We start from the raw sequence: 25,668 nt of genomic DNA on the forward strand, positions 1-25,668 counted from the left end.
AATCCGCCATGCCGGCCAGCCGGCAGGCGTTTTCGCCACAGCAGCGAAGGGAGTCACAGTGGGCAAGATCGAGCGGAAGAAGACAGGGCACGGCAATTTATCCTGGACGGACGTCCGCCTGACCGAGCTGCTCGTGGACGCCCTGGCGCGGCCGCTCGAGGTTCTGCGCCTTTCGGTGATCGACCAGTGCAACTTCCGTTGCACCTACTGCATGCCGAAAGAGGTCTTCAGGCCGGGCTACCCGTTTCTGTCGGCTTCCGAATGGCTGTCGTTCGATCAGATGCATGCGCTGTGCAAGGCCTTTACGCAACTGGGCATCGAGAAGATCCGCCTGACCGGTGGCGAACCGCTGCTACGCAAAGGCATCGAACACCTGATCGAGCAGCGGCGCGTAGTTGGGCGCCTTGGTGTGCCAGTAGAGCTGCATCGTCAGACCGCCCGGCCATTGGATCACCGCGTCCTTGCCGATCGGGTCGTCAAACGAATCGACGAGGACATCGGCGCCGGCCGCACGCGCCGCCTTGACCGCCTGATCGATATCGGTGACCAGATAGCCGGTTCGCTCATTGCCGAACGGATATGGAATCGGCGCTTCGAAGCCGAACACCGACAGCATGCCGACCGGCGTTTGCACGTACTGCGAGGCGGTCTTGCTCGGCGTGGGCGTCACCGTAAACACGGCGCGCGGGGACGCCTTGCCGCCGAACGTCGCAAGGAAGCTGTTGACGAACGCGTCGAGGTCCGCCGAGGCGACATACACGTGAGTCGTGTCGTACTGCGGGCCCACGGACACGTCGGGGTGTTTCACCAGCGCGGCCTTGCCGGCCGGCACTTCCGGCGGCCCCGCATCGGCGAATGCGGATGAAACGGGCGCCAACCCGTGCGGAATTCGGGACCCACATGTTCCGCTCCCGAATTCCGCGCGATGTGTTTAATGCGCTGGTTACTTCACCTTAGCCGGCACCGGCGCCAGGATTTCGTGCTGCTGAGCCGTACGCTGAGCCGCCTTGTGCACCATCGTGTACGTGTAGTCCACGCCCATTCCGTACGCGCCGGAGTGTTCCTTGGCGATTTTCATGACCGCGTCGTAGGTCTCTTTGTGCCGCCAGTCGCGTTGCCATTCGAGCAGCACCTGTTGCCACGTGACCGGCACCACGCCGGCCTGAATCATCCGTTGCATCGCGAAGTCGTGAGCTTCCTTCGAGGTGCCGCCCGACGCGTCGGCGACCATGTAGATTTCGTAGTCGCCTTCGTCCATCGCGCACAGCGCGAACGTGTTGTTGCAGACTTCGGTCCAGAGACCCGCCACGACGACCTTCTTGCGGCCGGCGGCAGCCAGCGAGTCACGGACCTTCTGGTCGTCCCACGAATTCATCGACGTGCGGTCGAGCACCTTGTGATCCGGGAACACGTCCAGCAGTTCGGGGTACGTATAGCCCGAGAAGCTTTCCGTTTCCACCGACGTGATCGTGGTCGGAATGTTGAACACCTTCGCAGCCTTCGCGAGACCGACCACGTTGTTTTTCAGCGCCTGGCGGTCCATCGACTGGACACCGAAAGCCATTTGCGGCTGCTGGTCGATAAAAATGATCTGCGAGTTTGCAGGCGTCAGAACTTCGAGTTTCGGATTTGCCATGGCTTTGTGCATCCTAAAGGGCTGGTTAACATGGGAGGACATGTCGCACTCGCTTGAAGTGCGAGAAAAACTGAGACTCAGTCTATCGACGGTTTTTCCCAGAGTCCTAGTTGAACTCCTTAATCGTTCTTAAAAAAATAACAACCAGGAAATCGGCGGCATGGCGCGTGGCGAACGGCCGCTCAGAACATTTCATATTTTCTGCAGGACTTTATGTGCGCGGCGTTCCTACACTTCAGGTGCCGGATTCGGAAACACCCGTTTCACCGGCTGACACCTCAAAAGGAAAAGCCATGAAAGACGAACTGAACGCAGCAGCACGTCGCGCGGCGCCGCTAAAAACACCGAGTCGCCTGACCGAAGACGCGACACGTGACATCGCCGCCGCGTTGACCACACTGCTAGCCGACGTGTTCGCGATCTATCTGAAGACGAAAAACTTCCATTGGCACATGTCGGGCCCGTACTTCCGCGACTATCACCTGTTGCTCGACGACCAGTCCGAGCAGATCTTCGCGACCACCGATCCGATCGCGGAACGCGCGCGCAAGCTCGGCGGCCGGACGCTGCACTCGACCGGCCAGATCACGAAGCTGCAGCGCATTCTCGACAACAATGCGGAGTTCGTGACGCCAGCTGACATGCTCGCCGAATTGCGTGAGGACAATCTGGCGCTATCCGGCTACATGCGCGAGACGCATTCGCTATGCGACGAATATGGCGATGTCGCCACGGCGAGTCTGCTCGAAAACTGGATCGACGAAGCGGAGAAACGCGTGTGGTTCCTGTTCGAATCCGGGCGGAATGCGTAAAGCTGTATGACCCGGCATCGCGCACGTGGATAGGCGAACGGTAGTGAGACGTGGCACGTGGGCGCGTCGCCGATCACCCTTCGAGCGTGGCGTGAAGCCGCGCTTCGAGAAACTGAATGAGCGCGTGCACTTTTCTGGAGTGACGGCGATTGGGCAGATACGCTGCATAGACGACTGCATCGCCTTGATGAGGACTCGCTTCGAAGTTCTCGAACAGGCGCAACAGGCGGCCCGCACGAATCTCGGCGTCGACGTGCCATTCGGGCAGCAACGCAATGCCGCGTCCCGCCATCACGGCCTCGAGCAGGACGTCGAGACTGTTCGACAACAGATGACCGCGCACCTCGACGCGCTGCGCCACACCTTCGCGCCGGAAGGCCCAGACCTGGCGAGTGCGATAGCCGCCACCGTAAGCGAAGCGAAGACACTCGTGCGCGTCGAGTGCCTGCGGTGTCCGAGGCATGCCGCATCGTTCGAGGTAGTCGTGGCTGGCGACGACGTAGCGCGGATTGTCGGCGAGCTTTCTGACGATCAGATTGGCGTCGCGATCTTGCAGGCCGATCCGGATCGCGACGTCGATCCGCTCGAGCGCGAGATCGACGAAGTGATCCGCGACGACAACGTCGAGGAATACACGCGGATTGTCGGAGAGGAAAGCCGCGAGGTGCGGCGCGAGCCGCAAGCGGCTGTAGGTTGACGGCACCGAGATTCTGAGCGAGCCGACCGGCGACGCGCCGCTGTCGAAGACGCTCTCGTCAGCTTCGGCCAGATCGTCGAGCACCTTGCCGATCTGTTCGACGTACGCAATGCCGGCGTCCGTGAGACTGACCTTTCTGGGCGTACGGGTTAGCAGCGCGGTCCCCAGAGAGGCCTCCAGCGCGTCCATCAGTCGTGTGACCGAGGAGGTGGCCACGCCGAGGCGTTGTGCGGCCTTTGAAAAGCCGCCGGCGTCAGCTACTTCCAGCAACGTTTTCACGGCAAGGAACTTGTCCATGTTCGGTCTCAGCGATGTTGCAGTTGCAAAGATGGTTGCGATAAACGCAACACGGGGTTGCATTTTATCCCCATTCACCGAGCCTCACGCAACATATAAGCTGCATCCATTAACTAGCGAGGGGTGCAACATGCAAGCCATTCAAGTCGACGTCTATTACGACTTCATTTGTCCGTGGTGCTGGATCGGCCAACGGAATCTCTCCGCGGCGCTCGCGGAATCCGGCGTCGGCGCGGCTGTTTCGATTCGCTATGTGCCGTTCGAATTGAATCCTTCCATGCCCGTCGAAGGCACGGACCGGCGCGCCTATCGAACCCATAAATTCGGCACCTGGGCGCGCTCGCAAGTCATGGATGCGCAGGTGACGGCCGCCGGTCTGACAGCAGGCGCGCCGTTCGACTATGGCAAGGTGCTGCGCACGCCGAATACACGTCTCGCGCACCGTCTGATGCGGTTTGCTCAGAACCGCAATGAACCGCTTACGACTGCCGCGCTTTATCAAGCCATCTACGCCGCCTATTTTTCCGAAGGCCGCGACATCGGCTCGCTCGACACGCTCGTCGAGATCGCAACCGAACACACGCTCGATGCGGGCGAGGTTCGCGCGTATCTGCTCTCCGCTGCCGGCAATCCGGAGATCGACGCGGCGCGCGAGCAGGCGGACAAGCTCGGAATTCAGGCCGTGCCGACCATGGTGATCGACGGCAAGGCAATCAGCGGCGCGCAGCCGCCCGTCGTGTTTGCCAATGGGCTGCGCGCGGCGGAACAAAGGAATGCAGCATGAGATCGTTCGAAAAACCACGTGCCGTCGTAATCGGCGGCTCGCTCGGCGGACTGTTCTCGGCCACCGCCTTACGCGCAGCCGGCTGGCAGGTCGACGTGTTCGAGAGCTCGTCGAATCAGCTCGAAAGCCGCGGCGGCGGCATCGTACTTCAGCCTGACGTGCTGGACGCACTCCGGTTCGCAGGCGTTGTGTTGCCCGATCCGCCCGGCGTGATGTCAGGCGAGCGCATCTATCTGGACCGCGACGACAATCGCGTCGAACAACTGTATATGCCGCAGATGCAGACGTCGTGGAGCCTGCTGTACCGCGCCATGAAAAATGCGCTGCCCGCGGATTGCCTGCACACGGGCGAGACCTTTGTTGATTTCCGCATGGAAGGCGAGCAGATCGTCGCGCTGTTCGAGAGCGGCCGCAGCGAGCAGGCAGATTTGCTGGTCGGCGCCGACGGCATACGTTCGACGCTCAGACGGCGCCTGCTGCCCGAGGTCGTGCCTGCCTACGCGGGCTATGTCGCGTGGCGCGGACTCGTCGAGGAACCGGACTTGCCGTTGCGTGCAGCGAACATACTGCGTGACCGGTTTACTTTTCAGCAAGGCGACGGGCACTCGGCGCTCGCCTATCTGATTCCGGGCGAACACGATTCGAGCGTGCCTGGCGAACGCCGGTGGAACTGGGTGTGGTATCGCAAATACAGCCGCGAACAGCTCGACGAGTTGCTGGTGGACCGCCACGGCGTGGCGCGCGCGTTTTCGTTGCCGCCAGGCGCGACCAAGCGCGCCGACATCGACCAGTTGCGGGATGACGCGCAGGCGCTGCTCGCGCCGACGTTTCGCGCGCTCGTCGATAGCACCGACGATCCGTTCATGCAGCCGATCGTCGACCTGCGCGCGCCGAAGATGGTGTTCGGCCGCGCGGTGCTGCTCGGCGACGCCGCATCGGTTCCGCGTCCGCATACGGCGGGCAGCACGGCGAAGGCCGCGGCCAATGCCCATGCTTTGGCGCTGGCGTTGTCATCGACATGGCAGAACGGCGCAACGATCGATTCAACCCTCAAGCGCTGGGAGAACCAGCAATTGCAACGCGGCCGGCTCATGACCGATCTGGGCATTTCGCTCGGCGGCCAGCTGATGAACATCGCCCGCTGAGCACACATTTTCCGTTTTTTCTTTTAGGGAGTTGCAATGTCAACCCAACCATCCATCACGGCGGGCGGCGCCGGCCATGTCAAGCTGACACGCGGGCTGATCGCTCTGTTCGCATTCTGCTGCGGCGCGATCGTCGCAAACCTGTACTACGCGCAGCCGATCACCGAATTGATCGCGCCGGACATTCACATGTCCGGCGGCACAGCCAGCCTGATCGTTTCGCTGACGCAAATCGGCTATGCGTTCGGCCTGTTCTTCCTCGTGCCGTTGGGCGACCTGCTGGAAAACCGCAAGCTGATGATCATCACCGCGCTGGTCTCGATTGCAAGTCTCGGCGCGGCGACGGTAGTGCATCAGCCGGGCTGGTTCCTCGTGATTTCCTTGCTGATCGGCTTCAGTTCGGTCGCCGTGCAGATTCTGATCCCGCTCGCCGCGCATCTCGCACCCGACGAGTCGCGCGGCAAGGTGGTCGGCACCATCATGAGCGGCCTGCTGCTCGGCATTCTGCTGTCGCGCCCGATCTCCAGCGTGGTGGCCGGCCACTTCGGCTGGCGCGTGGTGTTCGGTGCCGCGGCTGTGCTGATGGCCATCGTCACCAGCGTGCTCACGCTGACCATTCCGCGCCGCCAGCCTGATCACCAGGCCACTTACTTCGAATTGATCGGCTCGCTCGGCCATCTGGTCCGCACGATGCCGGTGCTGCGCCACCGCTCGCTGTATCAAGCGCTGATGTTCGCTTCGTTCAGCCTGTTCTGGACCGCGATCCCCATCGAGTTGACCCGGCAGTTCGGGCTCTCGCAAACCGCCATCGGCATCTTCGCGCTGGTCGGGGCGATCGGCGCAACCTCCGCGCCGGTGGCGGGACGTCTGGCCGACGCGGGGCATACGGTGCGCGCGACGCTGATTGCGCTGGTGGTGGGCGCACTCGCTTACACGCCGGCGTTGATCCATCCGGCCTGGGGCGTGATCGGGCTCGTCGCAACCGGCATCGTTCTCGATTTCGCCGTGCAGATGAATATGGTGCTGGGTCAGCGTGAAATCTACGCGCTGCATGCGGCAAGCAGAAACCGCCTGAACGCGTTGTATATGACCAGCATCTTCGTCGGCGGTGCGTTCGGCTCGGCGCTCGCCAGCCCGCTCTACGAACACGGTGGCTGGACGTTGGTCGCGAGCGTCGCGACGGCCTTTCCGATCATTGCACTGATCCACTATCTCGCGATCGGCCGTCCGCACGCCGCACGCATTGCATGACGGCATTTGGGGCAAACCGGGCGGTATGCCCTCCGGATTAACAAGATTTCAGCCTGGTTTCAGGAATTCCCGTGACGGTCACGATACGCTAGCCAGCATCGTCACGCACCTGAACGACGTTCAATCGTTTAAAAAGGAATCACCATGTCGTCTCTTTCCCCTTTGCTCAACGGCTACGATCTGCCTGGACTGCACTTGCCGAACCGCGTCGTGATGGCGCCCATGACCCGCTCGCGCGCACCGTTGCGCGGCCGTCCGACGGAAATGATGGCGCAATACTATGCGCAGCGCGCGTCGGCGGGGCTGATCATTACCGAGGCGACCAATGTGAGTCCTGCCTCGGCGTCCTTCGAGCTCACGCCGGGCATCATCACGGCCGAGCAGATCGAGGGCTGGCGTCACATCACGAGCCAGGTGCATGCAGCCGGCGGCCGCATCTTCATGCAGTTGTGGCATGGCGGGCGCGTCGGTTCGTTCGCACTGCTTGGCGGCGAGGCACCGCTCTCGCCCTCCGGCGTGAATGACGATCTCGACCAGTTGCAGGTGTGGGCGCAATTGCAGAACGGCCAGTACACCAGAATCCACGCCACGCCGTCGCGCGCCATGTCGCTCGGCGAGGTGAAGCTTGCTATCGGCGCGTTCAGACAAGGCGCGGCCAATGCGATTGCCGCCGGCTTCGACGGCGTCGAAGTCCACGCGGCGAACGGCTACTTGCCGCATCAATTCCTGTCACCGACCACCAATACGCGCGACGACCGGTACGGCGGCTCGCTAGCGAACCGCGCCAACTTCCTGCGCGACATACTCACGGAGATCGGCTCGGTGGTTTCGCTCGACCGGGTCGGCGTACGCGTTTCGCCGTATGCGCAGTACAACAATGTGCGCGATGCGGATCCGGACGGCACCTACGACTACGTCGGCAAGATGCTCGACGAGTTCGGCGTCGCCTACGTTCACGCGGCGGACACGAACGCCTGGAGCGGCGCACCGGACCTGCCGCGCATCATCGAGCGTATACGCAAGGCGTTCTCCGGCACGCTGATGGTCAACGGCGGCATTGCCATCGACCAGGCCGACCAACTGATCCGCGACGGCCAGGCGGACCTGGTCGCGTTCGCGCGCGCCTATATCGCCAATCCCGACCTCGTCGAGCGCATTGCGACTCACGCGGCGCTCGCGACGCCCAAGGCGGCCGGCTGGTACGGCGGCGACGACGCCGGCTATATCGACTACCCGTTCGACGGCAGCGCCGGCCAGAACGCACAAGCCGTATAAGCACGCGCCGTGCAGGCATGACGCATCTCCCGGCCGCGCGCACAGCCTGTGCGTGCGGATTCTTCGATTCATGACTTCAGTGACAGGTACGTGATGACGCACAAGTCTAGACTGTTGGCGATGGGCGGCGTGATCGTCGTGGCCGCGCTAACCGGCGCGCTGCTGTTGATGTGGAAGCCCGCCATTGCCCCGGTCAATCCTCCGGCGCCTGCGTCGTTCGACACGCGGACGAAGCTCGCGGGCGCGCGCGTGGTGGCGCTCGGCGACTGCATTGTCTGTCACACCGCGAAGGGCGGCAAACCGTTCGCCGGCGGCCTGCCGCTTGCCACGCCGTTCGGCACCATTTACGCGACCAACATCACGCCCGATGTCGAAACGGGCATCGGCAGCTGGTCGCTCGAAGCATTCACGCGAGCTGTGCGTTACGGCGTGGCCCGCGACGGGCACTTGTTGTACCCCGCGTTTCCGTACATTCACTTTACGCGTATGTCCGATCGTGACATTGCCGCGGCCTACGCATACCTGATGACGCGCGAGCCGGTCAACGCGACCACGCCCGCGAACGAGCTAATCTTTCCGCTGAACTTCCGGCCTCTACTGGCCTTCTGGAACGTGTTGTTCCTGCATCCCGGCGAGCAGGTGGCAGGCGCGTCGAAAGACGCCGAGTGGAACCGCGGCAAGCTGCTGGTGGATGGCCTCGGGCACTGCGCGTCGTGTCATTCGCCGCTCAATATGATCGGCGGCGAAAAGTCGGCACACGCATTCGACGGCGGTATCGTCGACGGCTGGGAAGCGCCCGCGCTCAATGCGCTCGGCGCGGCGCCGAAGCCGTGGACCCAGGAACAGCTCGTCACCTATCTGCGCAGCGGCCGCGCCAGCGAACACGGCGCGGCGGCCGGCCCGATGCTGCCCGTCACGCGCGACCTCGCTACCGTGCCTGAAGAGGACGTGCAGGCCATCGCCACCTACATCCTGTCGATTCAGAAGCCGCAGCCGGCCGTCGCCGGTGTGTCGTCCAATGCAGCAGCGCAAGGCGAGAAGTCACCGGAGGCCCAGCGCGGCGCACTGCTGTTCGCGGCATCGTGCGCCCAGTGCCACGGTCCCGCTGCACCGATGCAATCGATTGGCGAGCGCCCCACGCTCGCGTTCAGCACCGCCATCAATGCAGAGACGCCGCGCAACGCGGCTCAGATGATTCTCAGCGGCAACGGCTGGCACGGCGAGGACAGCATGAACTACATGCCGTCCTTCAGCGAAATCTACAGTGACCAGCAGATCGCCGACCTGGTGTCCTATATCCGCGCGACCTATTCGCAGCGCGGCGAGTGGAAGGACGTCGAGGAAACGGTGGTCAAAGTCAGAAAGGAGAATAACGCGCGATGATCAACCTTACCGTCAATGGCGTGCAGCACGTGCTGGATATCGATCCGTCGACGCCACTGCTCTACGCACTGCGCAATGACCTGCACCTGCACGGCGCGAAGTTCGGCTGCGGTCTTGGACAATGCGGCGCGTGCACGGTGATCGTGGGCGACAAGGCTGCATTTTCCTGCCTCATTCCCGTGTCGTCGATCGGCAGCCGCCCCGTGCGCACGATCGAAAGTCTCGGCACGGTCGAACATCCCGGCCCGCTGCAGAAGTCCTTCATCGAACATCAGGCCGTGCAGTGCGGCTATTGCATCGCCGGCATGATCATGCGCGCCCAGGCCCTGCTCGAGCGCAACCCGCGGCCGACCGAGAATGAACTGCGCGAACACATGGAGCCGAATCTTTGCCGTTGCGGCACCCACATGCGCATCCTCGCTGCGATCCGCGAAGTCGCGCACCTGCCCGCACCCGACGCTACGCCCACCCCGCCTCAAGGCGCAGTGACCCACGGAGGCACGCAATGAGCGTCAACGAAGACGATATTAACGAGGGACGCCGCCGCTTCATGATGTCCGGCGCGCTCGTGGTGAGCTTCAGTCTGTTCCCCGGTATCAAGGCCATGGCGCAGGAGGTGATCGCGGACGAAGGCGCTGCGGTACACGTGGCGAAAGCGACCGAAACGCTCGCGGGCAGTCTGAAGACCAATCCGTTCCTCGATGCATGGATCAAGATCGATCCCGCGGGCAAGGTGACTGTCTACACCGGCAAGGTGGAATTAGGCACCGGGGTACGCACCGCGCTGCTGCAGATCGCAGCCGAGGAGCTGGACATGGCGCCCTCGCTGATCACGTTTTTGACCGCCGATACGGGCGCCTCGCCGGACGAGGGACTCACGGCAGGCAGCCACACCATCGTCGACAGCGGCAGCGCCTTGCTGAACGCGTCTGCCCAGGTCCGCGGCCTGCTCGTCGATGCGGCGGCCAAACACTTCGGTGTCGAGAGCAGCGTGCTGACCGTTCAGGACGCCATCATCAAGGCACCCGACGGCCGCACGATGACTTACGGTCAGGCGGTCGGCGCGGTGGATCTCCATCGCATGGCGACGCCGGTGTCGCCGTTGAAAGACCCAGCCAGATTCGTGACGATCGGAACGTCATTGCCGCGCCTGGACATCCCGGGCAAGGTGACGGGCGGCCCGAGCTATGTGCAGGACATGTCGATGCCGGGCATGCTGCATGCGCGAGTGGTGCTCCCGCCGGTCTATGCTGCGAAGTTGCTGAAGACCAATACGCCCGACATTCTGAAGATGCCGGGCGTCGTCAAGGTGATCAGGGACGGCAGCATGCTGGCGGTGGTCGCCAAAGGCGAATGGCAAGCGGTGCAGGCGCAGCGCGCGCTGGCCGCGGGAAGTCAGTGGAGCGCCGGACGCACATTGCCCGACCCGGCTGCAGTACACCGCGATCTGAAGACGATTTCCACGCAACACATCGAGATCGCGAATACGCACAATGCGGCCGGCACACCCGCCAAAACGCTGAGCGCGAAGTACACCAAGCGCTACATGATGCACGGTTCGATCGGCCCGTCCTGCTCAGTCGCGCAGTTCAAGGACGGCACCATGACGGTCTGGACGCACTCGCAAGGCGTCTATCCGCTGCGCGATGCGCTCGCCGAAATGCTGTCGCTGCCGAAAGAGAATGTGCGCTGCGTTCATGTCGAAGGATCGGGCTGCTATGGGCACAACGGCGCGGACGACGTAGCATCGCACGCCGCCTTGATCGCCCGCGAGATGGCGGGCCAACCGGTTCGTGTGCAATGGATGCGCGAACAGGAACATACCTGGGATCACTTCACACCCGCGATGGTCACCGAAGTGAGCGCGTCGCTCGACGCGAGCGGCAGCATCGTCAACTGGGACTACGCGCTGTGGAGCAGCTCGCACAACGAGCGGATCGTCAACGCGGGCCGGCTCCTTCCCGCGCGAATGCTGGAGAAACCGTTCGTGCCGGCGCCGTCGGTGCCGATGATGCAGCCCGAAGGCGGCGGCGACCGCAACGCGATTCCGCTGTACGCGTTCCCCAACATGCATGTGATGAACAACTTCTCGCCGACCATGCCGTTGCAAACGTCGGCGATGCGCTCGCTCGGCGCGCACATGAACGTCTTCACGATCGAGACGTTCATGGACGAGTTGGCCGCCGCAGCCGGCGCCGACCCCGTCGCGTTCCGGCTCAAGCATATGCAGGATCCGCGCGCCCGAGACGTGATCCGGCTCGCGGCCGAGAAATTCGGCTGGCCGCGCGCGCCGCGCAAGGCCAATCACGGCGTCGGCTTTGCGTTCGGCAAGTACAAGAACCTGATGTCGTATGTGGCGATGGCCGTGGAGATATCCGTGGTGCCCGAGACGGGCCAGGTGATTCTCGAACACGCCGAAGTCGCGGTTGACGCGGGGCAGATCGTCACCCCCGACGGCATCCGCAACCAGATCGAAGGCGGCGTGATTCAATCCGCAAGTTGGACACTCTATGAAGAATTGCGGTTCGACACATCTCGAATCCGCAGCTTCGACTGGAGCAGCTACCCGATCCTGCGGTATTCCGCCGTGCCGCGCAGTTTGAACGTGCATCTGATCAATCGGCCGGGTGCGCCCTTTCTCGGCGCCGCAGAAGCGTCGATGGGGCCGACCGCCGGCGCGCTCGGCAACGCGCTGTTCGACGCGACCGGAAAGCGCTTTCGCGACATGCCGCTGGGTGGCGATAGCCTGCGCCGGCTGACCGACGTTTAGAGAGCCCGCACGGCGCCGCCTGCAGCAACGGATGAATCTGCCTCGCGGACATAAGCACATGAAGTTTCTACAAGGAGCAAGGAAGTGATCATCGATCTATCGGGCAAGATCGCCATTGTGAGCGCGTCCACCGGGGGTATCGGCATCGCGATCGCTACTGGGATCGCAACGGCCGGCGCGGACACCATTGTCAATGGACGCAAACAGGAAGCGATCTGCATGTAGAGACCACCGCCGTCGGCGTAATGGCCCGGGGCCACCTCCTTCGCGATCCGCAGTGCGCTGAGCCGGTGCAACTGTCGTCCTGACATGATTCCCTCCTACCCACTTACCCATCTTCCTACCCATACTTCGTGTGTAAATTGTGTGGGACCTTACCGGAATCAGCAAGCACGCCGTTACCCATAAACCGCTTTAAAATCAGCGGCCTAGAGGACGTTTTCGGAAGATATCGGAATGCCCGGGAAGGCCTATGGGGCGGAAGGCAGCCGGAGTCGAACCGACCCGAGAGCGTCTGACGCCCTCAACTGGGTTTGAAGCCCAGCCGCACCACCGGATACGAATGCCTTCCTACGGTGATTGAATGACGCGTGCCCGATAGAAACAGACCGCCAGCCAGATCAAGGCAGATCGAGCCAGCGGCAATCCGTGCGCAGGAGGTGCAGGCCACGGTGGAAGCGAGTATACCCAACCCGGTCGAAGAACTCCAAAAGCTGGATCGCGCGTTTTCGGCCAAGCCCGGTCGCGTCGCGAAACGGCGCGGCCGCCACGGTGCCGCCGTTCTTGTGCGCCTCCGCCGCCGCGATCGACGCAAGTTCGCGAATCACCTGCTGGTGATAGAACAGGTCATGCACGACCTGGAACAGCTCGCCCTGACGCGCGAGCTTGCGCAGCAACTGACGCACGCGCTCCTCCGGCACACCGTGCGCGTTCGCGAGCTCGCGCACCCACGGCGGATCGAAACGCCCCGCCTCGATCTCGGGCAGTAGCGTCGCGGCAAGCGCCTGATCGGCAGCGTGGAGCGTCACGGCGTGGCCGGGCAAATGCAGCCACGGTCCGAGTCTGACGAGCTCGCCACGCGCCGCCGCATCGTCGACCAGCGCGCGCCACAGGGCGTCGTCGACCAGTGGCGCCGCGATGCGCCGCAAGCGCGACACGTCCGGGCCGAGTTCGTCGGGCGAGTGCTCGTGATATTGCGCGAGCGCACTCGTCAGGCGCCCCTCGAGCGCGTGCCATGTCGCGTCCGCGACCAGCAGCGCGTCATGGCCCGGCAGTTCGATCGTGCGTGTCGCGGCGGGCAACGCGAGCGCCGCCGCCGGCATCCCCGTGAGGCGCTCCAGCAACGCCCGCGACAAACCGTGCGGCGCGCGCGCGAACAGCGCGTCGAGTGAGCCGGTGTCGAGCAGCGTCTGCATCGCGTCGAGCCAGCCGAAGCGCTCCGGCGAGCGCCGCTTGCGCGCCGGAGCGAACGCATCGAGCACGTGCCCGCCGCCCACCGTGCGATTGGCCTGAGCGTTACGCACGACGAAGCGATCGCCCGGCACCGTGCACAGCGGCAGCTCGAACACGAGTTGCACGCGCGCGCGCTGACCGGGCTCGAGCGTGTCGCCTTCGAGCAGCGCGACATGCGCAACCTGATGCTGCGTGCCGAGATGCACGTGCAGCGGCTCCCAATGTTCGAGCGCGTGCGGCGCGTCGGCGAGCAGCGTCAACGCGACGTCGATGCGCTCGCTCGCTTGCGACAGTCGCGGATCGACGATCCAGTCGCCGCGCTCGATCGCACTTTTCTCGATGCCCGCCAGATTCAGCGCGCAACGCTGGCCGGCGCGACCGGTTTCGGCGGGGCGATTCTGCGCGTGGATGCTGCGCACGCGCACCGATTCGTTTTTCGGCGCGAGCAGCATCGTGTCGCCGACGCTCACGCTGCCCGCCACCACGGTCCCGGTGACGATCGTGCCCTGCCCCGCGAGCGTGAACACGCGATCGACGGCGAGGCGGAACAGGCCGTCGTCGCGCTTCATGCGCCATGCGGCGGCCTGCTCGCGCAGATGCGCGTTCAGCGCGGCGACGCCCGCATCGCCCGCGCGCGTCGCGCAGGTATCGAATACCGGCGCGTCGCGCAGCACGCTGCCAGCGACGAACACACTCACTTCATCGCGCACTTCGCGCAGGCGCTCGTCGTCGACGCGATCCACTTTCGTCAACGCGATTGCGCCGCGCCGGATGCCGAGCAGTTCGACGATCGCCAGATGTTCGCGCGTTTGCGGCATCACGCCGTCATCGGCGGCGATTACGAGCAGCGCGAAGTCGATGCCGCTCGCGCCCGCGGTCATCGTATGCACGAGCTTTTCGTGGCCCGGCACGTCGATCAGACCGAGCACGTCGCCGTTGTCGAGCGGTACGTACGCGTAGCCGAGCTCGATCGAAATGCCGCGCGCTTTTTCTTCCTTGAGCCGGTCCGTGTCGACGCCGGTGAGTGCCTTCACGAGGCTCGTTTTGCCGTGGTCGATATGCCCAGCAGTACCGACGATCATGCGTGCCCGTCCTTCAGCTGCTTTTCGGTTGCGCGATCAGCTGTGCGATCAATTGCGCTTCGTCGGCGGCTTCGAGGCAGCGCAGATCGAGCCGCAACGCGTCGTCCGCGATCCGGCCGAGCACCGGCCGCGCCATCTCGCGCAACTGCTTTTCGAGCGCGAGCAGATGACGGCCGCCGCGCTTGCCGTCGCTCATCCTGATGACGAGGCCATAGCTCGGCAGCACGTCGACGGGCAAGGCGCCGCTGCCGATCTGGCTGAACATCGGCTCCGCGGCCACGCTGTAGCGCGCGTCGATCGCCTGCTGTAACGCCGGTAACACGCGCTGCGCGGCGCCGTGAATATCTTCGGCGGGCCGCGTGAGGAGCCGTAGCGTGGTCAGCCGCTCCGTCAACTTCTCCGGCGCGCGATACAGCTGGAGCACAGGCTCCAACGCCGCGAGTGTCAGCTTGCCGACCCGCAGTGCGCGCTTCAGCGGATGCTTCTTGATCTTCGCGATCAGATCGCGCCGCCCGACGATCAACCCGGCCTGCGGGCCGCCGAGCAGCTTGTCGCCGCTGAACGTGACCAGATCGGCGCCGGCCGCGACGGTCTCGCGCACCGTCGGCTCGCGCGGCAAGCCCCATTCGGCGAGATCGACGAGCGTGCCGCTGCCGAGATCGACGGCGACCGCAAGCCCGCGCGCGTGCGCGAGCGGCGCGATCTCTTCGATCCCGACTTCCTTCGTGAAGCCACTGATCGCATAGTTGCTCGCGTGGACTTTCATCAGCAGCGCGGTACGCGCGTTGATCGCCTGTTCATAGTCCTTCAGATGGGTGCGGTTCGTCGTGCCGACTTCGCGCAGCTTCGCGCCCGCGCGGCTCATGATGTCGGGAATGCGAAACGCGCCGCCGATTTCGACGAGTTCGCCGCGCGACACCACCACTTCCTTCTTCGCCGCGAGCGCGGACAGCGTGAGCAGCACCGCGGCGGCGTTGTTGTTGACGATGGTCGCCGCTTCGGCGCCGGTCAGCTCGCAGATCAGATCGTCGATCAGATCGTCGCGGTCGCCGCGCGTGCCGGTGGCGAGATCGAACTCGAGGTTGGCCGGTTGCGTGAGCGCGCTCATCACGGCGCGCACCGACTCATCGGGCAGCAGCGCGCGGCCGAGGTTCGTGTGCAACACGGTGCCGGTCAGATTGAACACGCTGCGCAGCCGCGACGCGTTACGCGCGAGCAGCGCCGCGGCGACCGTCGCATGCAGCTGCGCGGTATCGAGCGCGCTCACCGCCGGGTTGGCCGCCGCATCGCCCGATTGCGCGCTGATGCGCCACGCATCGAGCGCGTCGCGCAGCGCGTTGAGTACCTGGGTGCGGCCGTATGCGCCGATGAGCGGCACGAACTCTTCCGACGCCAACACCTTGTCCACCGACGGCACGCGCGCCATCAGCGCGCGCAATGCCGAGCTGCTCACATCGCTCACGAGCAATCCTTATGTCGTTTTGAACTTGGCTCCGGTCAGGTCGCCGTCAGGCCGACTCGTCGCCCTCCGTTTCGGCCGCGCCGGCCGTCTGCTCCGGCCACAGCCATGGATGCGGCGACGCGCGCCGGTAACCTTCCGCGCCCATCAGCAGATCGAGCGTGAGGCTCGCGAGGTCGTCCGCGAATGGATCGAACTCGTAGTCCTTCGCCTGAATGCCGATCTTGCGGTAAGTATGGCATTCGTCGCACGACTCCGCCTTCAGCGCGGCGTTTTTCGATTCGGCCTCACGCGCGGCTGCGTCGGCGTCGGGCGAGCCGGCTACCTGGTACGCGATGCCCTTCGTCGAATCGCAGTTCGAGCATTTGCTACGGACCATATGCCATTCGGTCGCGCACAATCCGCATTGCAGATAGCGATAGTTGTCGTACGCGCCGCCGATGCGCAGCGTGCTCGCCACTGGATACGAGCCGCACACCGGGCACAGGCCCGGTGTGTCGAGGTACGGTACGGCGCGCTTGTCGATGTCGGCGGCGAGGTCGGTCCATACGACCTGCAGCGCGGCCATGATGAACGGCGCGCTCGCCGGATCGACGTCGGCGAAGCGCTGAGCGAAGATCGCGTCGGCCTGCGCTTCGAGCGCGGCGACGTCGAGCGAGCGCAGGCGCGCGAACAACGCCACGAGCGGCGGCGTCAACGGGGGACCCGCCGCTTCGATCCTGTCGAGCAGTTGTAGCAGCACGTCGCGCCACGCCGGATCGCGCGCGGCGGACAGCGCCGGAATCAGCGGCATCGAATACTGCTGCGCGCTCGCGATCAGCTCGGGGCTCGGTGGCTGGGCCTTGAAGTGCGCGAGCACCGCCTGCTGCGCATCGGCGAGCACCGCCATCAGCCGCAGGTAGCCAGCGATCGGATTGCCGCGCGAGGCGAGCTGACGCAGGCGCGCGGCGCGCGGCGCGAACACCGCGAGCCGCTCGGGCATGCGGATGCGGGGTATTGCCGAGGGATCGAGCGACTCGATGTCGGCGGCTTCGAGAATGCGTTGAGTCAAGATATCGACCTCTGAAAACTGAAGGGCCGCCGCCCGTCATCGACGAGGCGCGGCGGCCCGGTGCGAGGGGCGCTGCGTGCGGCGCATTGAAACATGCGCTGGGGCAGCGCCGATTGAGCATACTTTACTTGCCGATGATTTCCCTGAACCAGTTTGGATGATGCTTGCGCGCCCAGCCATAGGTAACGGTGCCGCGCGTCATCGCACCTATGGAGCCCTTGACCCACAGCGCCGCATAGATATGCACGATGATGCCGACGATCAGCAGGAATGCCGTCACGGCATGCACGAGCGCCGAGAGCCGGATCACACCAATCGGGAAATAGAACGAAAAGTAGCGCCGCCAGATCACGATGCCGCTCAGCAACAGCAGCAGCATACAGATCACCATCACGAAGAACAGCAGCTTCTGCCCGGCGTTGTACCTGCCGATTGCGGGCAGGCGTTCCTCGCGATTGTTCAGCACGTCGCCGATCTGCTTCATCCACTGGATATCCGCCTGGTCCAGATAGTTGTGATGCCAGAAGCGCAACGCAAGAATCAGGAACGAGATGAACATCACGCAGCCAATGAACGGGTGCAGAATCCGCGTCCACTGCCCGCCGCCGAGTACCACGTACAGAAACGCCATCGACGGATGGAACAACGCGAGACCGGACAGCGCAAGCAGGATGAAACAGATCGCGGTGATCCAATGATTCGTGCGCTCGTTCGGCGTATAGCGCACGATCAGTCGGTTGCCCTTCAGGTCCGTGAAATCGGTGTGCTCAGAGTGGTTCATTGCGTACCCTCCCGCGAACGGCGTGCTTCTTCGGCTTCCTTGACGGCTGCGGCTTCGTCGGCCTCGGACACCTCGTTCGGGCCGACGCGCGTGTAGTGGAAGAAGCCCGCGAGCGCGGCGATCCCCATAATGGCGAGCCCGATCGGCTTGGCGATGCCCTTCCACAAGGAGACCAGCGGACTGATGCGCGGATCGTCCGGCAGGCCGTGATACAGCGACGGCCGGTCGGCGTGGTGCAACACGTACATCACATGCGTGCCGCCGACCTTGGCCGGGTTATACAGGCCAGCGTTCTGAAAACCGCGCTCCTTCAGATCGACGATGCGGTCCTCGGCCTGCTGCTTCATGTCCTCCTTGGTGCCGAACATGATCGCGCCGGTCGGGCAGGTCTTCACGCAGGCCGGCTCCTGGCCGACCGCCACACGATCCGAACACAGCGTGCACTTGTATACGCGGCGATCCTGCTTCGACATACGCGGTATGTCGAACGGGCAGCCGGCGATGCAGAAGCCGCAGCCGATGCAGTTCTCCTGGTGGAAATCCACGATGCCGTTCGTGTACTGCACGATCGCGCCCGGCGCCGGACAGGCCTTCAGACAGCCCGGGTCCTCGCAGTGCATGCAGCCGTCCTTGCGGATCAGCCATTCGATATCGCCGGCGGAATTCTCGTACTCGGCAAACCGCATGACGGTCCATGAATGCTCGGTGAGATCGGGCGGGTTGTCGTAGACGCCCACGTTCACGCCGATCTCGTCGCGCAGATCGTTCCACTCCATGCAGGCCGTCTGACACGCCTTGCAGCCGATGCACTTCGACACGTCGATGAGCTTCGCGACCGTGCCCGTGGCCGGCTCGCGAATCACCGGTGGCTGCGTGGTGGTGGCCGAAACGCGTCTGATGTCCAGTGATTGCAGTGCCATCTCTTTTCCTTATGCCTTTTCGACCTTGACGAGGAACGACTTGAATTCCGGTGTCTGCGAATTCCCGTCGCCCACCGGGGGCGTCAGCGTATTGATGAGATAGCCCGGCCTCGCGACCCCTTTGAAGCCCCAATGGAGCGGCAGCCCGACGGTCTGCACCTTCTTGCCTTCGATCATCAGCGGTTTGATCCGCTTCGTCACGACCGCGACGGCAACCAGGTGCCCGCGGTTCGAGCTCACCTTGACCCGGTCGCCGGCTACCACGCCGATCTCCTTCGCGAGGTCTTCGCCAATCTCGACGAACTGCTCGGGCTGGATGATCGCGTTCAGACGCGCGTGTTTGGTCCAGTAGTGGAAATGCTCGGTCAGACGATAGGTGGTCGCCGTATGCGGGAAGTTCTCGTGCGTGCCGAACGTGGCCTTGTCGTCCGGGAACACGCGCGCCGCAGGATTGCTGACGACCAACTTGTTGTCCGGATGCAGCGGGTTGTAGCCGAGCGGCGTTTCGAACGGCTCGTAGTGCTCGGGGAATGGCCCTTCCACCATAGCTTCGCGCGCGAAGAAGCAAGCCACGCCTTCCGGATTCATGATGAACGGATTCATGCCGTCTTCGGGCGGCTCGTCGACCTTGAAGTCCGGAATGTCGGCACCCGACCACCTGCTGCCGTTCCACGCGATCAGCTTGCGCGTCGGATCGAACGGCTTGCCGCTGAGATCGCACGACGCGCGGTTGTACAGAACCCGCCGGTTCACCGGCCATGCCCAGGCCCAGTTCAGCGTGTTGCCGATGCCGGTCGGGTCCGAGTTGTCGCGGCGGCCCATCTGGTTGCCCGCCTGGGTCCACGCGCCGCAGAAGATCCAGCAGCCGCTCGAGGTCGAGCCGTCGTCGCGCAGCAGCGCGAAACTCGCGAGCTGCTCGCCCTTCTTCGCGAGCACCTTGGTCGTGTCCTTCGGATCGGTAACGTCCGCGAGCGCCTTGCCGTTGAACTCCATCGCGAGTTCTTCGGGCGTCGGGCTTTCCGGGTTCGCATACGGCCAGCTCATGTTCAGGATCGGATCGGGATACTTGCCGCCGTCCTTGCGATAAGCGTCGCGAATACGCAGCCACAGCCCCGCCATGATATCGAGGTCGCTCTTCGCTTCGCCGGGACCGTCCGCGCCCTGCCAATGCCACTGCAGCACCCGGCTCGAACTAACGAGCGAGCCGCGTTCCTCGGCGAAGCAGGTGGTCGGCAGACGAAACACCTCTGTCTGGATCGAGCCGCTGTCGACATCGTTGAACGGGCCGTGGTTCTTCCAGAACTCCGACGTTTCGGTCGCGAGCGGATCCATGATCACGAGCCACTTCAGCTTGGCCAGCGCCGCGCCGTTCTTCGCCTTGAACGGCGCGGCGGCAAGCGGATTGAAGCCCTGCGCGATGTAGCCGGTCATTTTGCCCTGATTCATCAGCTCGAAGACCTGCAGCAGGTCGTAGGACTTGTCGAGCTTCGGCAGATAGTCGAAAGCGAAGTTGTCGTCGGCGGTCGCCTTGTCGCCCCACCACGATTTCATGAGGCTCACGTGGAACGCGCGATAGTTGCGCCAGTAGCTCAGCTGGTTCGGCCGCAGCGGCTGTTTGGCGCGCGTCGCGATGTAGGCGTCGAAGTCCTGCTCCGCTTCCATGGGCAGCGTCATGTAGCCCGGCAGCAGGTTCGACATCAGGCCGAGATCCGTCAGGCCCTGGATGTTCGAATGGCCGCGCAGCGCGTTCATGCCGCCGCCCGCGATGCCGATGTTGCCAAGCAGCAGCTGCACCATCGCGCCGGTGCGGATGATCTGCGAGCCGACCGAGTGATGCGTCCAGCCGAGCGCGTACATGATCGTGGCCGCGCGGTTCGGCACCGACGTCGACGCGAGCATCTCACACACGTGCTGGAACTTCTCCTTCGGCACGCCGCAGATTCTCTCGACCTGCTCGGGCGTGTAGCGCGAGTAGTGCTGCTTCATCAGCTGATAGACGCAGCGCGGGTCCTGCAGCGTCGGGTCGACCTTGGCGAAGCCGTCATCGCCGCGCTCGTAGTCCCACGAGGCCTTGTCATAGCTGCGCGTGTCGGCGTGGTAGCCGGAAAACAGGCCGTCCTTGAACGCGAAATCCTCGCGCACGATGAACGGCACGTCCGTGTAGTTCTTCACGTACTCGTGCTGGATCTTGTCGTTCGTCAGCAGGTAGTTGATCACCCCGCCGAGAAACGCAATGTCCGTACCGGTGCGGATCTGCACGAAGTAGTCCGCGACCGACGCCGTGCGCGTAAAGCGCGGGTCGACCACGATCAGGCGCGCCTTGCGGTGCGCCTTGGCTTCGGTGACCCATTTGAAACCGCATGGGTGGGCCTCGGCCGCATTGCCGCCCATCACGAGAATCACGTCCGCGTTTCTGATGTCGACCCAATGGTTCGTCATCGCTCCACGGCCAAACGTCGGGGCAAGACCTGCCACCGTCGGGCCATGTCAGACACGCGCCTGATTGTCGAATCCGAGCATGCCAAGACTGCGAACAGTCTTGTGCGTCAGATAACCCACCTCGTTGCTGCCGGCCGATGCCGCGAGCATGCCGGTAGTCAGCCAGCGGTTGACCTTCTTGCCGTCCGCGTTCGTCTCGACGAAGTTCGCGTCGCGGTCTTCCTTCATCAGCTTCGCGATGCGGTCTAGCGCGTCTTCCCACGAGATGCGCTTCCACTCGCTCGCCCCGGCCGCGCGGTACTCGGGATAGCGCAGACGGCTCGCGCTATGGATGAAGTCGATCAGGCTCGCGCCCTTCGGGCACAACGTGCCGCGATTGACCGGATGGTCGGGGTCGCCCTCGATGTGGAAGATGCTCGTCTTCACATTCTTGGCCTCGTCGCCAAGACCGTACATCAGGATGCCGCAGCCCACCGAACAGTACGGGCAGGTGTTGCGGGTTTCAGTCGCACGCGACAATTTGTACTGACGGACTTCGGCCAGCGCGGGTGTCGGCGAGAAGCCCATCAGGGCCAGGCTCGATCCGGCAAGTGTCGTGGCAGAGACCTTCAGGAATTGTCGCCGAGTCATTTGCGTCATTGCATGGCCTCGGCTCTTTGGGGACAAAATTGATTATAGGTGCCGTTTCGCGACCTGCATCGTAGTGCATTCGCCACCCCGGTAGATGGGACATGCGAAAGTCACTTGAAAGGGCGGCACCCTGCTGGCACGATTTATTCCCGCTGCTGGGCACCGTTTATGCTGCATCCGCGAATAGTGACTCCCACTGACCTCATCGGCGGACTATTGCGCTCCTATTAACTACCCAGGCGCCGCGGAATTGCGTTGTAGCGTAAAGAATTCGTTTCATCGCGCGTACATGCCGCTTGCATTTCCTTCGGCATTAGTATTTTTTACGCAGCCGTTTATCGCTCGGCAAAACGGAGTTCGAAACGGGTTCGGCATAGAGCCGGTTTGCGCCCGTGCCGACGCTGCACAGTGCGAAAACAACCCTCATAATGCGGTCATTCGACGAACCCCAACTCTCGCCCCCATGACCCAAGTCCAAGCAAGCCAGTCGCCCCGCCTGACGAGCCTGTCGCACGGCGGCGGCTGCGGCTGCAAGATCGCGCCCGGCTTGCTCGCCGATCTGCTCAAGCGCAGCGCGCCGCTGCCATTCTTCCCCGACCTGCTGGTCGGCAACGACACCGCCGACGACGCCGCCGTCTACAAGCTCAACGAAGACCAGGCGATCGTCGCGACCACCGATTTCTTCATGCCGATCGTCGACGATCCCTTCGACTTCGGCCGCATCGCCGCGACCAACGCGATCTCCGACGTCTACGCGATGGGCGGCAAGCCGATCATGGCACTCGCGATCGTCGGCATGCCGATCAACGTGCTGCCGCACGACGTGATCGCGGCCGTGCTGAAAGGCGGCGAATCGGTCTGCGCGGAAGCAGGCATCCCGCTCGCGGGCGGCCATTCGATCGATTCCGTCGAGCCGATTTACGGCCTCGTCGCGCTGGGCATCGTCGATCCGAAGCGCGTCAAGCGCAACGCGGGCGGCCAGGCCGGAGACGTGCTGATCCTCGGCAAGCCGCTCGGCGTCGGGATTCTGTCCGCGGCATTGAAGAAGGACCGGCTCGACGAGGCCGGCTACGCGGCAATGATCGGCGCGACCACCAAGCTGAACCGGCCGGGCGCCGAGCTGGCGCGGCTCGACGGCGTGCATGCGCTGACCGACATCACCGGCTTCGGCCTGCTCGGCCACACGCTGGAACTCGCACGCGGCTCGAAGCTGACCGCGCGCGTGCGCTACGCGGACCTGCCGTGGCTGCCGAACGTCGCGAGCCTCGCGCAAGCAGGCATTTTCACCGGCGCATCGGGCCGCAACTGGGATGCCTACGGCCACGACGTGGTGCTGCCCGCCACCTTGCCGTCCGCCGGCCGCGCGTTGTTGACCGATCCGCAGACGTCGGGCGGGCTGCTGGTGTCGTGCTCGCCCGAAGCGGTAGACGAAGTGCTCGCGCTGTTCCGCGCCGATGGCTTTGCCGACGCACGGGTGATCGGCGAGCTGGTGAGCGGGAAAGCGCGGGTCGAAGTCATCTGAGGTAGGCGGCCGAAGGACGTCACTGGAGAACCCCGGGAAGGACGCATATAACCGGCCCGAACGAGCCGCCCATGCGATAATTTCGGTCTTCCCGCGGTCCGTTTTGTCCCTACTCCCTTGAAAAGTTTTCTAGTCAGCCTCGACAAAGCCGGCGATTTCGATGAAATCGTCGACGTTCGCACTCCGCTCGAGTTCGAGGAAGACCATATTCCGGGCGCGACCAACGCGCCAGTGCTGAGCAACGAGGAACGCGTGCTGGTCGGCACGACCTACACGCAGGTGTCGCCGTTCGAGGGCACGCGGCTCGGCGCGGCGTTGGTCGCGCGCAACATCGCGCATCATCTGGAAACCACGTTCGCCGACCGGCCGCGCAACTGGCGCCCGCTGATCTACTGCTGGCGCGGCGGCAAGCGTTCGGGCTCGGTCACGACGCTGTTCAACATGATCGGCTGGTCGGCGCGGCAACTCGACGGCGGCTACAAGAGCTACCGGCGCGCCACGCTGGAGAGGCTCGAAACCCTGCCGCGCCGTTTCAGCTATATCGCGCTCGTCGGCCCGACCGGCAGCGGCAAGACGCGGCTGCTGTCGGCGCTGCATGAGGCCGGCGCGCAGACGCTCGACCTCGAGGCGCTCGCCTCGCATCGCGGCTCGCTGCTCGGCGCGTATACGGGCGTGGCGCAGCCGTCGCAAAAGCGTTTCGACACGCTGCTCGTCACCGCGCTGCGTGACTTCGACGTGAACCGGCCGGTGTTCGTCGAGGCGGAAAGCCGGCGTATTGGCTCCGTCACGCTGCCGCTCGCGCTGCTCGAAACGTTTCATCGCGGCGCGTGCGTCGAGGTGCGCTCGAGCAGCGAGGACCGCGCGGCGTTTCTGTTGCAGGATTACGCGCATCTGTTCGAGCATCCCGATTACTTCAAGGGACAGCTGGAACGGTTGATCGGTCTGCACAGCCGCGAGCGGGTCACGGGCTGGCTGCGGCTCGTCGACGAGAACCGGCGCGCCGAGCTCGCGCGCGAACTGATCGAACGGCACTACGATCCCGCATACGCGCGCAGCAGCGGCCAGCATTTCGAGCAGTTGCCCAACTCGCTGCAACTCGATTTCCGCCCGAACGACGCCGACATCGTCGAGCAGGCGAAAATGCTGCTAGCGCAGCTCGATACCCGCACGCTAGTCGTCGGTTGATCCACAACGACATTCAACAACCATCATGCAATCAACCCTTCGGCAACCCCGCGTCACGCTTGGCTGGATCGTGTTCCTGCTGATCGCCGTCGTCGGCCTCCTCTATGTGAAGTGGTTTCCGTACTACAACCGCGCGTTCGTCGCCGCGAGCCAGCATTCGATCGGCAAGTCGATCCTGATGGGCACGTCCGCGAGCGCGCCGGCGGCCTCATGGCAGGCCGCGATCGACTTCGCGCTCGCTTACGGCAAGGCAATCTGGCAGGCGATGGTGCTCGGCCTGCTGCTCGGCTCCGCGGTACAGGCGCTGATTCCGCCGCAATGGGTCGCGCGCGCGCTCGGCCGTGCCGACTTCAACAGCGTCGTCAAAGGCGGCCTGATGTCGTTGCCGGGCATGATGTGCACCTGCTGCGCGGCGCCGGTCGTCGCGGGCCTGCGCGCGCGTGAAGCGGCGCCGGGCGCGGCGATTGCTTTTTGGCTCGGTAATACCGCGCTGAATCCCGCTACGCTGATCTTCATGGGCTTCGTGCTCGGCTGGCAGTGGATGGGCCTGCGCCTCGCGCTCGGCATCGTGATGGTGTTCGGCCTTGGCTACGTCGTGAACCGCATGGTCACGCCGCAGGAAGCGCAAGCGTCGCGAGAGGCCGTCGCGCAACTGGTCAGCGCCGACAATCCAGGCACCGCGTTCTCGCGCTGGATCACGATTCTGGGGCGCATGACGCTGCGGCTCGTGCCGGAATACATCGCGCTCGTGCTGATTCTTGGCGCGGCGCGCGCGTGGCTGTTTCCGCACATCGGCCCGGACGTCGACAACAGCCTGCTGTGGATCATCGCGCTGTCGATCGCCGGCACGCTGTTCGTGATTCCGACCGCGGGTGAAGTGCCGATCATTCAGGCGATGCTGTCGTTCGGCATGGCCGCCGGCCCCGCCGGCGCGCTGCTGATGACGCTGCCGCTCGTCAGCGTGCCGTCGCTCGCGATGCTCGCGCGGTCGTTTCCGCGGCGCGTGCTGACGGTGGTAGCCTGTGCAGTGGTGGTGGGCGGTGTCGTCAGTGGATTGCTGGCCGTTACGCTGGGCTTCTGAGTCGGTTTTTGAGTTC

Annotated in this window: 20 protein-coding genes, 1 tRNA gene and 2 pseudogenes; 13 read left to right on the plus strand and 10 right to left on the minus strand. The window is 64.2% G+C overall.

The window, feature by feature from the left end:
- Nucleotides 1-211 precede the first annotated feature (211 nt).
- Nucleotides 212-337 (plus strand): annotated as a pseudogene (locus HDG32_RS36840) (GTP 3',8-cyclase MoaA); the annotation flags it as partial.
- Nucleotides 338-382: 45 nt separating this feature from the next.
- On the opposite strand, the pseudogene HDG32_RS36845 reads toward HDG32_RS36840, so the two are convergent.
- Both HDG32_RS36845 and HDG32_RS32905 read right to left on the minus strand, forming a co-directional pair.
- Nucleotides 383-889: pseudogene (locus HDG32_RS36845) on the minus strand (glyoxalase); the annotation flags it as partial.
- A gap of 54 nt (nt 890-943) precedes the next feature.
- Nucleotides 944-1,636, minus strand: a complete 693-nt coding sequence (locus tag HDG32_RS32905; protein WP_184073712.1) for a hydrolase — start codon at nt 1,634-1,636, stop codon at nt 944-946.
- 293 nt (nt 1,637-1,929) lie between these two features.
- Between HDG32_RS32905 and HDG32_RS32910 the strand changes: the two genes are divergently transcribed.
- Nucleotides 1,930-2,448 (plus strand): Dps family protein, encoded by a 519-nt coding sequence (locus HDG32_RS32910; RefSeq protein WP_184073713.1) that lies wholly within the window; start codon nt 1,930-1,932, stop codon nt 2,446-2,448.
- 73 nt (nt 2,449-2,521) lie between these two features.
- Here the strand turns inward: HDG32_RS32910 and HDG32_RS32915 are convergent, their stop codons facing one another.
- The gene (locus HDG32_RS32915) at nt 2,522-3,442 is read right to left on the minus strand and encodes a LysR family transcriptional regulator (RefSeq protein WP_184073715.1); all 921 of its coding nucleotides are present in this window, start codon (nt 3,440-3,442) and stop codon (nt 2,522-2,524) included.
- A 130-nt stretch (nt 3,443-3,572) separates the two neighbouring features.
- On the opposite strand from HDG32_RS32915, the gene HDG32_RS32920 reads away from it, so the two are divergent.
- The 8 genes from HDG32_RS32920 (at nt 3,573) to HDG32_RS32955 (ending at nt 12,275) form a co-directional block, all read left to right on the plus strand.
- Nucleotides 3,573-4,226 (plus strand): DsbA family oxidoreductase, encoded by a 654-nt coding sequence (locus tag HDG32_RS32920; RefSeq protein WP_184073752.1) that lies wholly within the window; start codon nt 3,573-3,575, stop codon nt 4,224-4,226.
- Nucleotides 4,223-5,371 carry an FAD binding domain-containing protein gene (locus HDG32_RS32925; RefSeq protein WP_184073717.1) on the plus strand — a complete coding sequence of 383 codons (1,149 nt, stop codon included), beginning with the start codon at nt 4,223-4,225 and terminating at the stop codon, nt 5,369-5,371. The genes HDG32_RS32920 and HDG32_RS32925 overlap by 4 nt, the downstream gene beginning before the upstream one ends.
- A 36-nt stretch (nt 5,372-5,407) precedes the next feature.
- Nucleotides 5,408-6,622, plus strand: coding sequence for an MFS transporter (locus HDG32_RS32930; protein WP_184073719.1), 1,215 nt, complete (start codon nt 5,408-5,410; stop codon nt 6,620-6,622).
- Between the two features lie 144 nt (nt 6,623-6,766).
- Nucleotides 6,767-7,897: an alkene reductase gene (locus HDG32_RS32935; RefSeq protein WP_184073721.1), complete on the plus strand. Its 1,131-nt coding sequence runs from the start codon at nt 6,767-6,769 to the stop codon at nt 7,895-7,897.
- A gap of 93 nt (nt 7,898-7,990) precedes the next feature.
- On the plus strand, nt 7,991-9,280 hold the full coding sequence (locus HDG32_RS32940; RefSeq protein ID WP_184073723.1) for a c-type cytochrome: 1,290 nt from the start codon (nt 7,991-7,993) through the stop codon (nt 9,278-9,280).
- On the plus strand, nt 9,277-9,789 hold the full coding sequence (locus tag HDG32_RS32945; RefSeq protein ID WP_184073728.1) for a (2Fe-2S)-binding protein: 513 nt from the start codon (nt 9,277-9,279) through the stop codon (nt 9,787-9,789). Before HDG32_RS32940 ends, HDG32_RS32945 begins: the two co-directional genes overlap by 4 nt.
- Nucleotides 9,786-12,050 (plus strand): molybdopterin cofactor-binding domain-containing protein, encoded by a 2,265-nt coding sequence (locus HDG32_RS32950; protein ID WP_184073733.1) that lies wholly within the window; start codon nt 9,786-9,788, stop codon nt 12,048-12,050. The genes HDG32_RS32945 and HDG32_RS32950 overlap by 4 nt, the downstream gene beginning before the upstream one ends.
- Before the next feature lie 84 nt (nt 12,051-12,134).
- Nucleotides 12,135-12,275 (plus strand): hypothetical protein, encoded by a 141-nt coding sequence (locus tag HDG32_RS32955; RefSeq protein WP_409340073.1) that lies wholly within the window; start codon nt 12,135-12,137, stop codon nt 12,273-12,275.
- Nucleotides 12,276-12,528: 253 nt separating this feature from the next.
- Here HDG32_RS32955 and HDG32_RS32960 read toward each other — a convergent pair.
- From HDG32_RS32960 to fdnG, 7 genes are all read right to left on the minus strand, one after another.
- Nucleotides 12,529-12,621, minus strand: a tRNA-Sec gene (locus HDG32_RS32960).
- A 49-nt stretch (nt 12,622-12,670) separates the two neighbouring features.
- Nucleotides 12,671-14,584 (minus strand): selenocysteine-specific translation elongation factor, encoded by a 1,914-nt coding sequence (gene selB / locus HDG32_RS32965; protein WP_184073734.1) that lies wholly within the window; start codon nt 14,582-14,584, stop codon nt 12,671-12,673.
- A 13-nt stretch (nt 14,585-14,597) separates the two neighbouring features.
- Nucleotides 14,598-16,046, minus strand: a complete 1,449-nt coding sequence (selA, locus tag HDG32_RS32970; RefSeq protein WP_184073735.1) for an L-seryl-tRNA(Sec) selenium transferase — start codon at nt 16,044-16,046, stop codon at nt 14,598-14,600.
- 46 nt (nt 16,047-16,092) lie between these two features.
- Entirely contained in the window at nt 16,093-17,094 is a 1,002-nt protein-coding gene (fdhE, locus tag HDG32_RS32975) for a formate dehydrogenase accessory protein FdhE (RefSeq protein WP_184073736.1), read from the minus strand.
- A 124-nt stretch (nt 17,095-17,218) separates the two neighbouring features.
- Nucleotides 17,219-17,875, minus strand: a complete 657-nt coding sequence (locus HDG32_RS32980) for a formate dehydrogenase subunit gamma (protein WP_184038987.1) — start codon at nt 17,873-17,875, stop codon at nt 17,219-17,221.
- Nucleotides 17,872-18,795, minus strand: coding sequence for a formate dehydrogenase subunit beta (gene fdxH / locus HDG32_RS32985; RefSeq protein ID WP_184073737.1), 924 nt, complete (start codon nt 18,793-18,795; stop codon nt 17,872-17,874). Before fdxH ends, HDG32_RS32980 begins: the two co-directional genes overlap by 4 nt.
- Nucleotides 18,796-18,804: 9 nt before the next feature.
- Nucleotides 18,805-21,873, minus strand: a complete 3,069-nt coding sequence (fdnG, locus tag HDG32_RS32990) for a formate dehydrogenase-N subunit alpha (RefSeq protein WP_184073738.1) — start codon at nt 21,871-21,873, stop codon at nt 18,805-18,807.
- Between the two features lie 454 nt (nt 21,874-22,327).
- Here fdnG and selD point away from each other — a divergent pair, with 454 nt between their 5' ends.
- The 3 genes from selD (at nt 22,328) to HDG32_RS33005 (ending at nt 25,652) form a co-directional block, all read left to right on the plus strand.
- Entirely contained in the window at nt 22,328-23,386 is a 1,059-nt protein-coding gene (selD, locus tag HDG32_RS32995) for a selenide, water dikinase SelD (RefSeq protein ID WP_184073739.1), read from the plus strand.
- 117 nt (nt 23,387-23,503) lie between these two features.
- Entirely contained in the window at nt 23,504-24,571 is a 1,068-nt protein-coding gene (gene mnmH / locus HDG32_RS33000; protein WP_184073740.1) for a tRNA 2-selenouridine(34) synthase MnmH, read from the plus strand.
- A gap of 25 nt (nt 24,572-24,596) precedes the next feature.
- Nucleotides 24,597-25,652, plus strand: coding sequence for a permease (locus tag HDG32_RS33005; RefSeq protein WP_184073741.1), 1,056 nt, complete (start codon nt 24,597-24,599; stop codon nt 25,650-25,652).
- Nucleotides 25,653-25,668 lie beyond the last annotated feature (16 nt).

The organism is Paraburkholderia sp. CI2, from assembly GCF_014201055.1.
Lineage (GTDB): Bacteria > Pseudomonadota > Gammaproteobacteria > Burkholderiales > Burkholderiaceae > Paraburkholderia > Paraburkholderia tuberum.

Excerpts from the sequence above, each read along its gene's own strand:
- fdxH (WP_184073737.1), bottom strand. The coding sequence starts at position 18,795 with ATGGCACTGCAATCACTGGACATCAGACGCGTTTCGGCCACCACCACG.
- HDG32_RS32905 (WP_184073712.1), bottom strand. The coding sequence starts at position 1,636 with ATGGCAAATCCGAAACTCGAAGTTCTGACGCCTGCAAACTCGCAGATC.
- HDG32_RS32940 (WP_184073723.1), top strand. The coding sequence starts at position 7,991 with ATGACGCACAAGTCTAGACTGTTGGCGATGGGCGGCGTGATCGTCGTG.
- HDG32_RS32920 (WP_184073752.1), top strand. The coding sequence starts at position 3,573 with ATGCAAGCCATTCAAGTCGACGTCTATTACGACTTCATTTGTCCGTGG.
- HDG32_RS32915 (WP_184073715.1), bottom strand. The coding sequence starts at position 3,442 with ATGGACAAGTTCCTTGCCGTGAAAACGTTGCTGGAAGTAGCTGACGCC.
- HDG32_RS32930 (WP_184073719.1), top strand. The coding sequence starts at position 5,408 with ATGTCAACCCAACCATCCATCACGGCGGGCGGCGCCGGCCATGTCAAG.
- HDG32_RS32945 (WP_184073728.1), top strand. The coding sequence starts at position 9,277 with ATGATCAACCTTACCGTCAATGGCGTGCAGCACGTGCTGGATATCGAT.
- HDG32_RS33005 (WP_184073741.1), top strand. The coding sequence starts at position 24,597 with ATGCAATCAACCCTTCGGCAACCCCGCGTCACGCTTGGCTGGATCGTG.
- HDG32_RS32980 (WP_184038987.1), bottom strand. The coding sequence starts at position 17,875 with ATGAACCACTCTGAGCACACCGATTTCACGGACCTGAAGGGCAACCGA.
- HDG32_RS32950 (WP_184073733.1), top strand. The coding sequence starts at position 9,786 with ATGAGCGTCAACGAAGACGATATTAACGAGGGACGCCGCCGCTTCATG.
- selB (WP_184073734.1), bottom strand. The coding sequence starts at position 14,584 with ATGATCGTCGGTACTGCTGGGCATATCGACCACGGCAAAACGAGCCTC.
- HDG32_RS32925 (WP_184073717.1), top strand. The coding sequence starts at position 4,223 with ATGAGATCGTTCGAAAAACCACGTGCCGTCGTAATCGGCGGCTCGCTC.
- HDG32_RS32935 (WP_184073721.1), top strand. The coding sequence starts at position 6,767 with ATGTCGTCTCTTTCCCCTTTGCTCAACGGCTACGATCTGCCTGGACTG.
- HDG32_RS32910 (WP_184073713.1), top strand. The coding sequence starts at position 1,930 with ATGAAAGACGAACTGAACGCAGCAGCACGTCGCGCGGCGCCGCTAAAA.
- selD (WP_184073739.1), top strand. The coding sequence starts at position 22,328 with ATGACCCAAGTCCAAGCAAGCCAGTCGCCCCGCCTGACGAGCCTGTCG.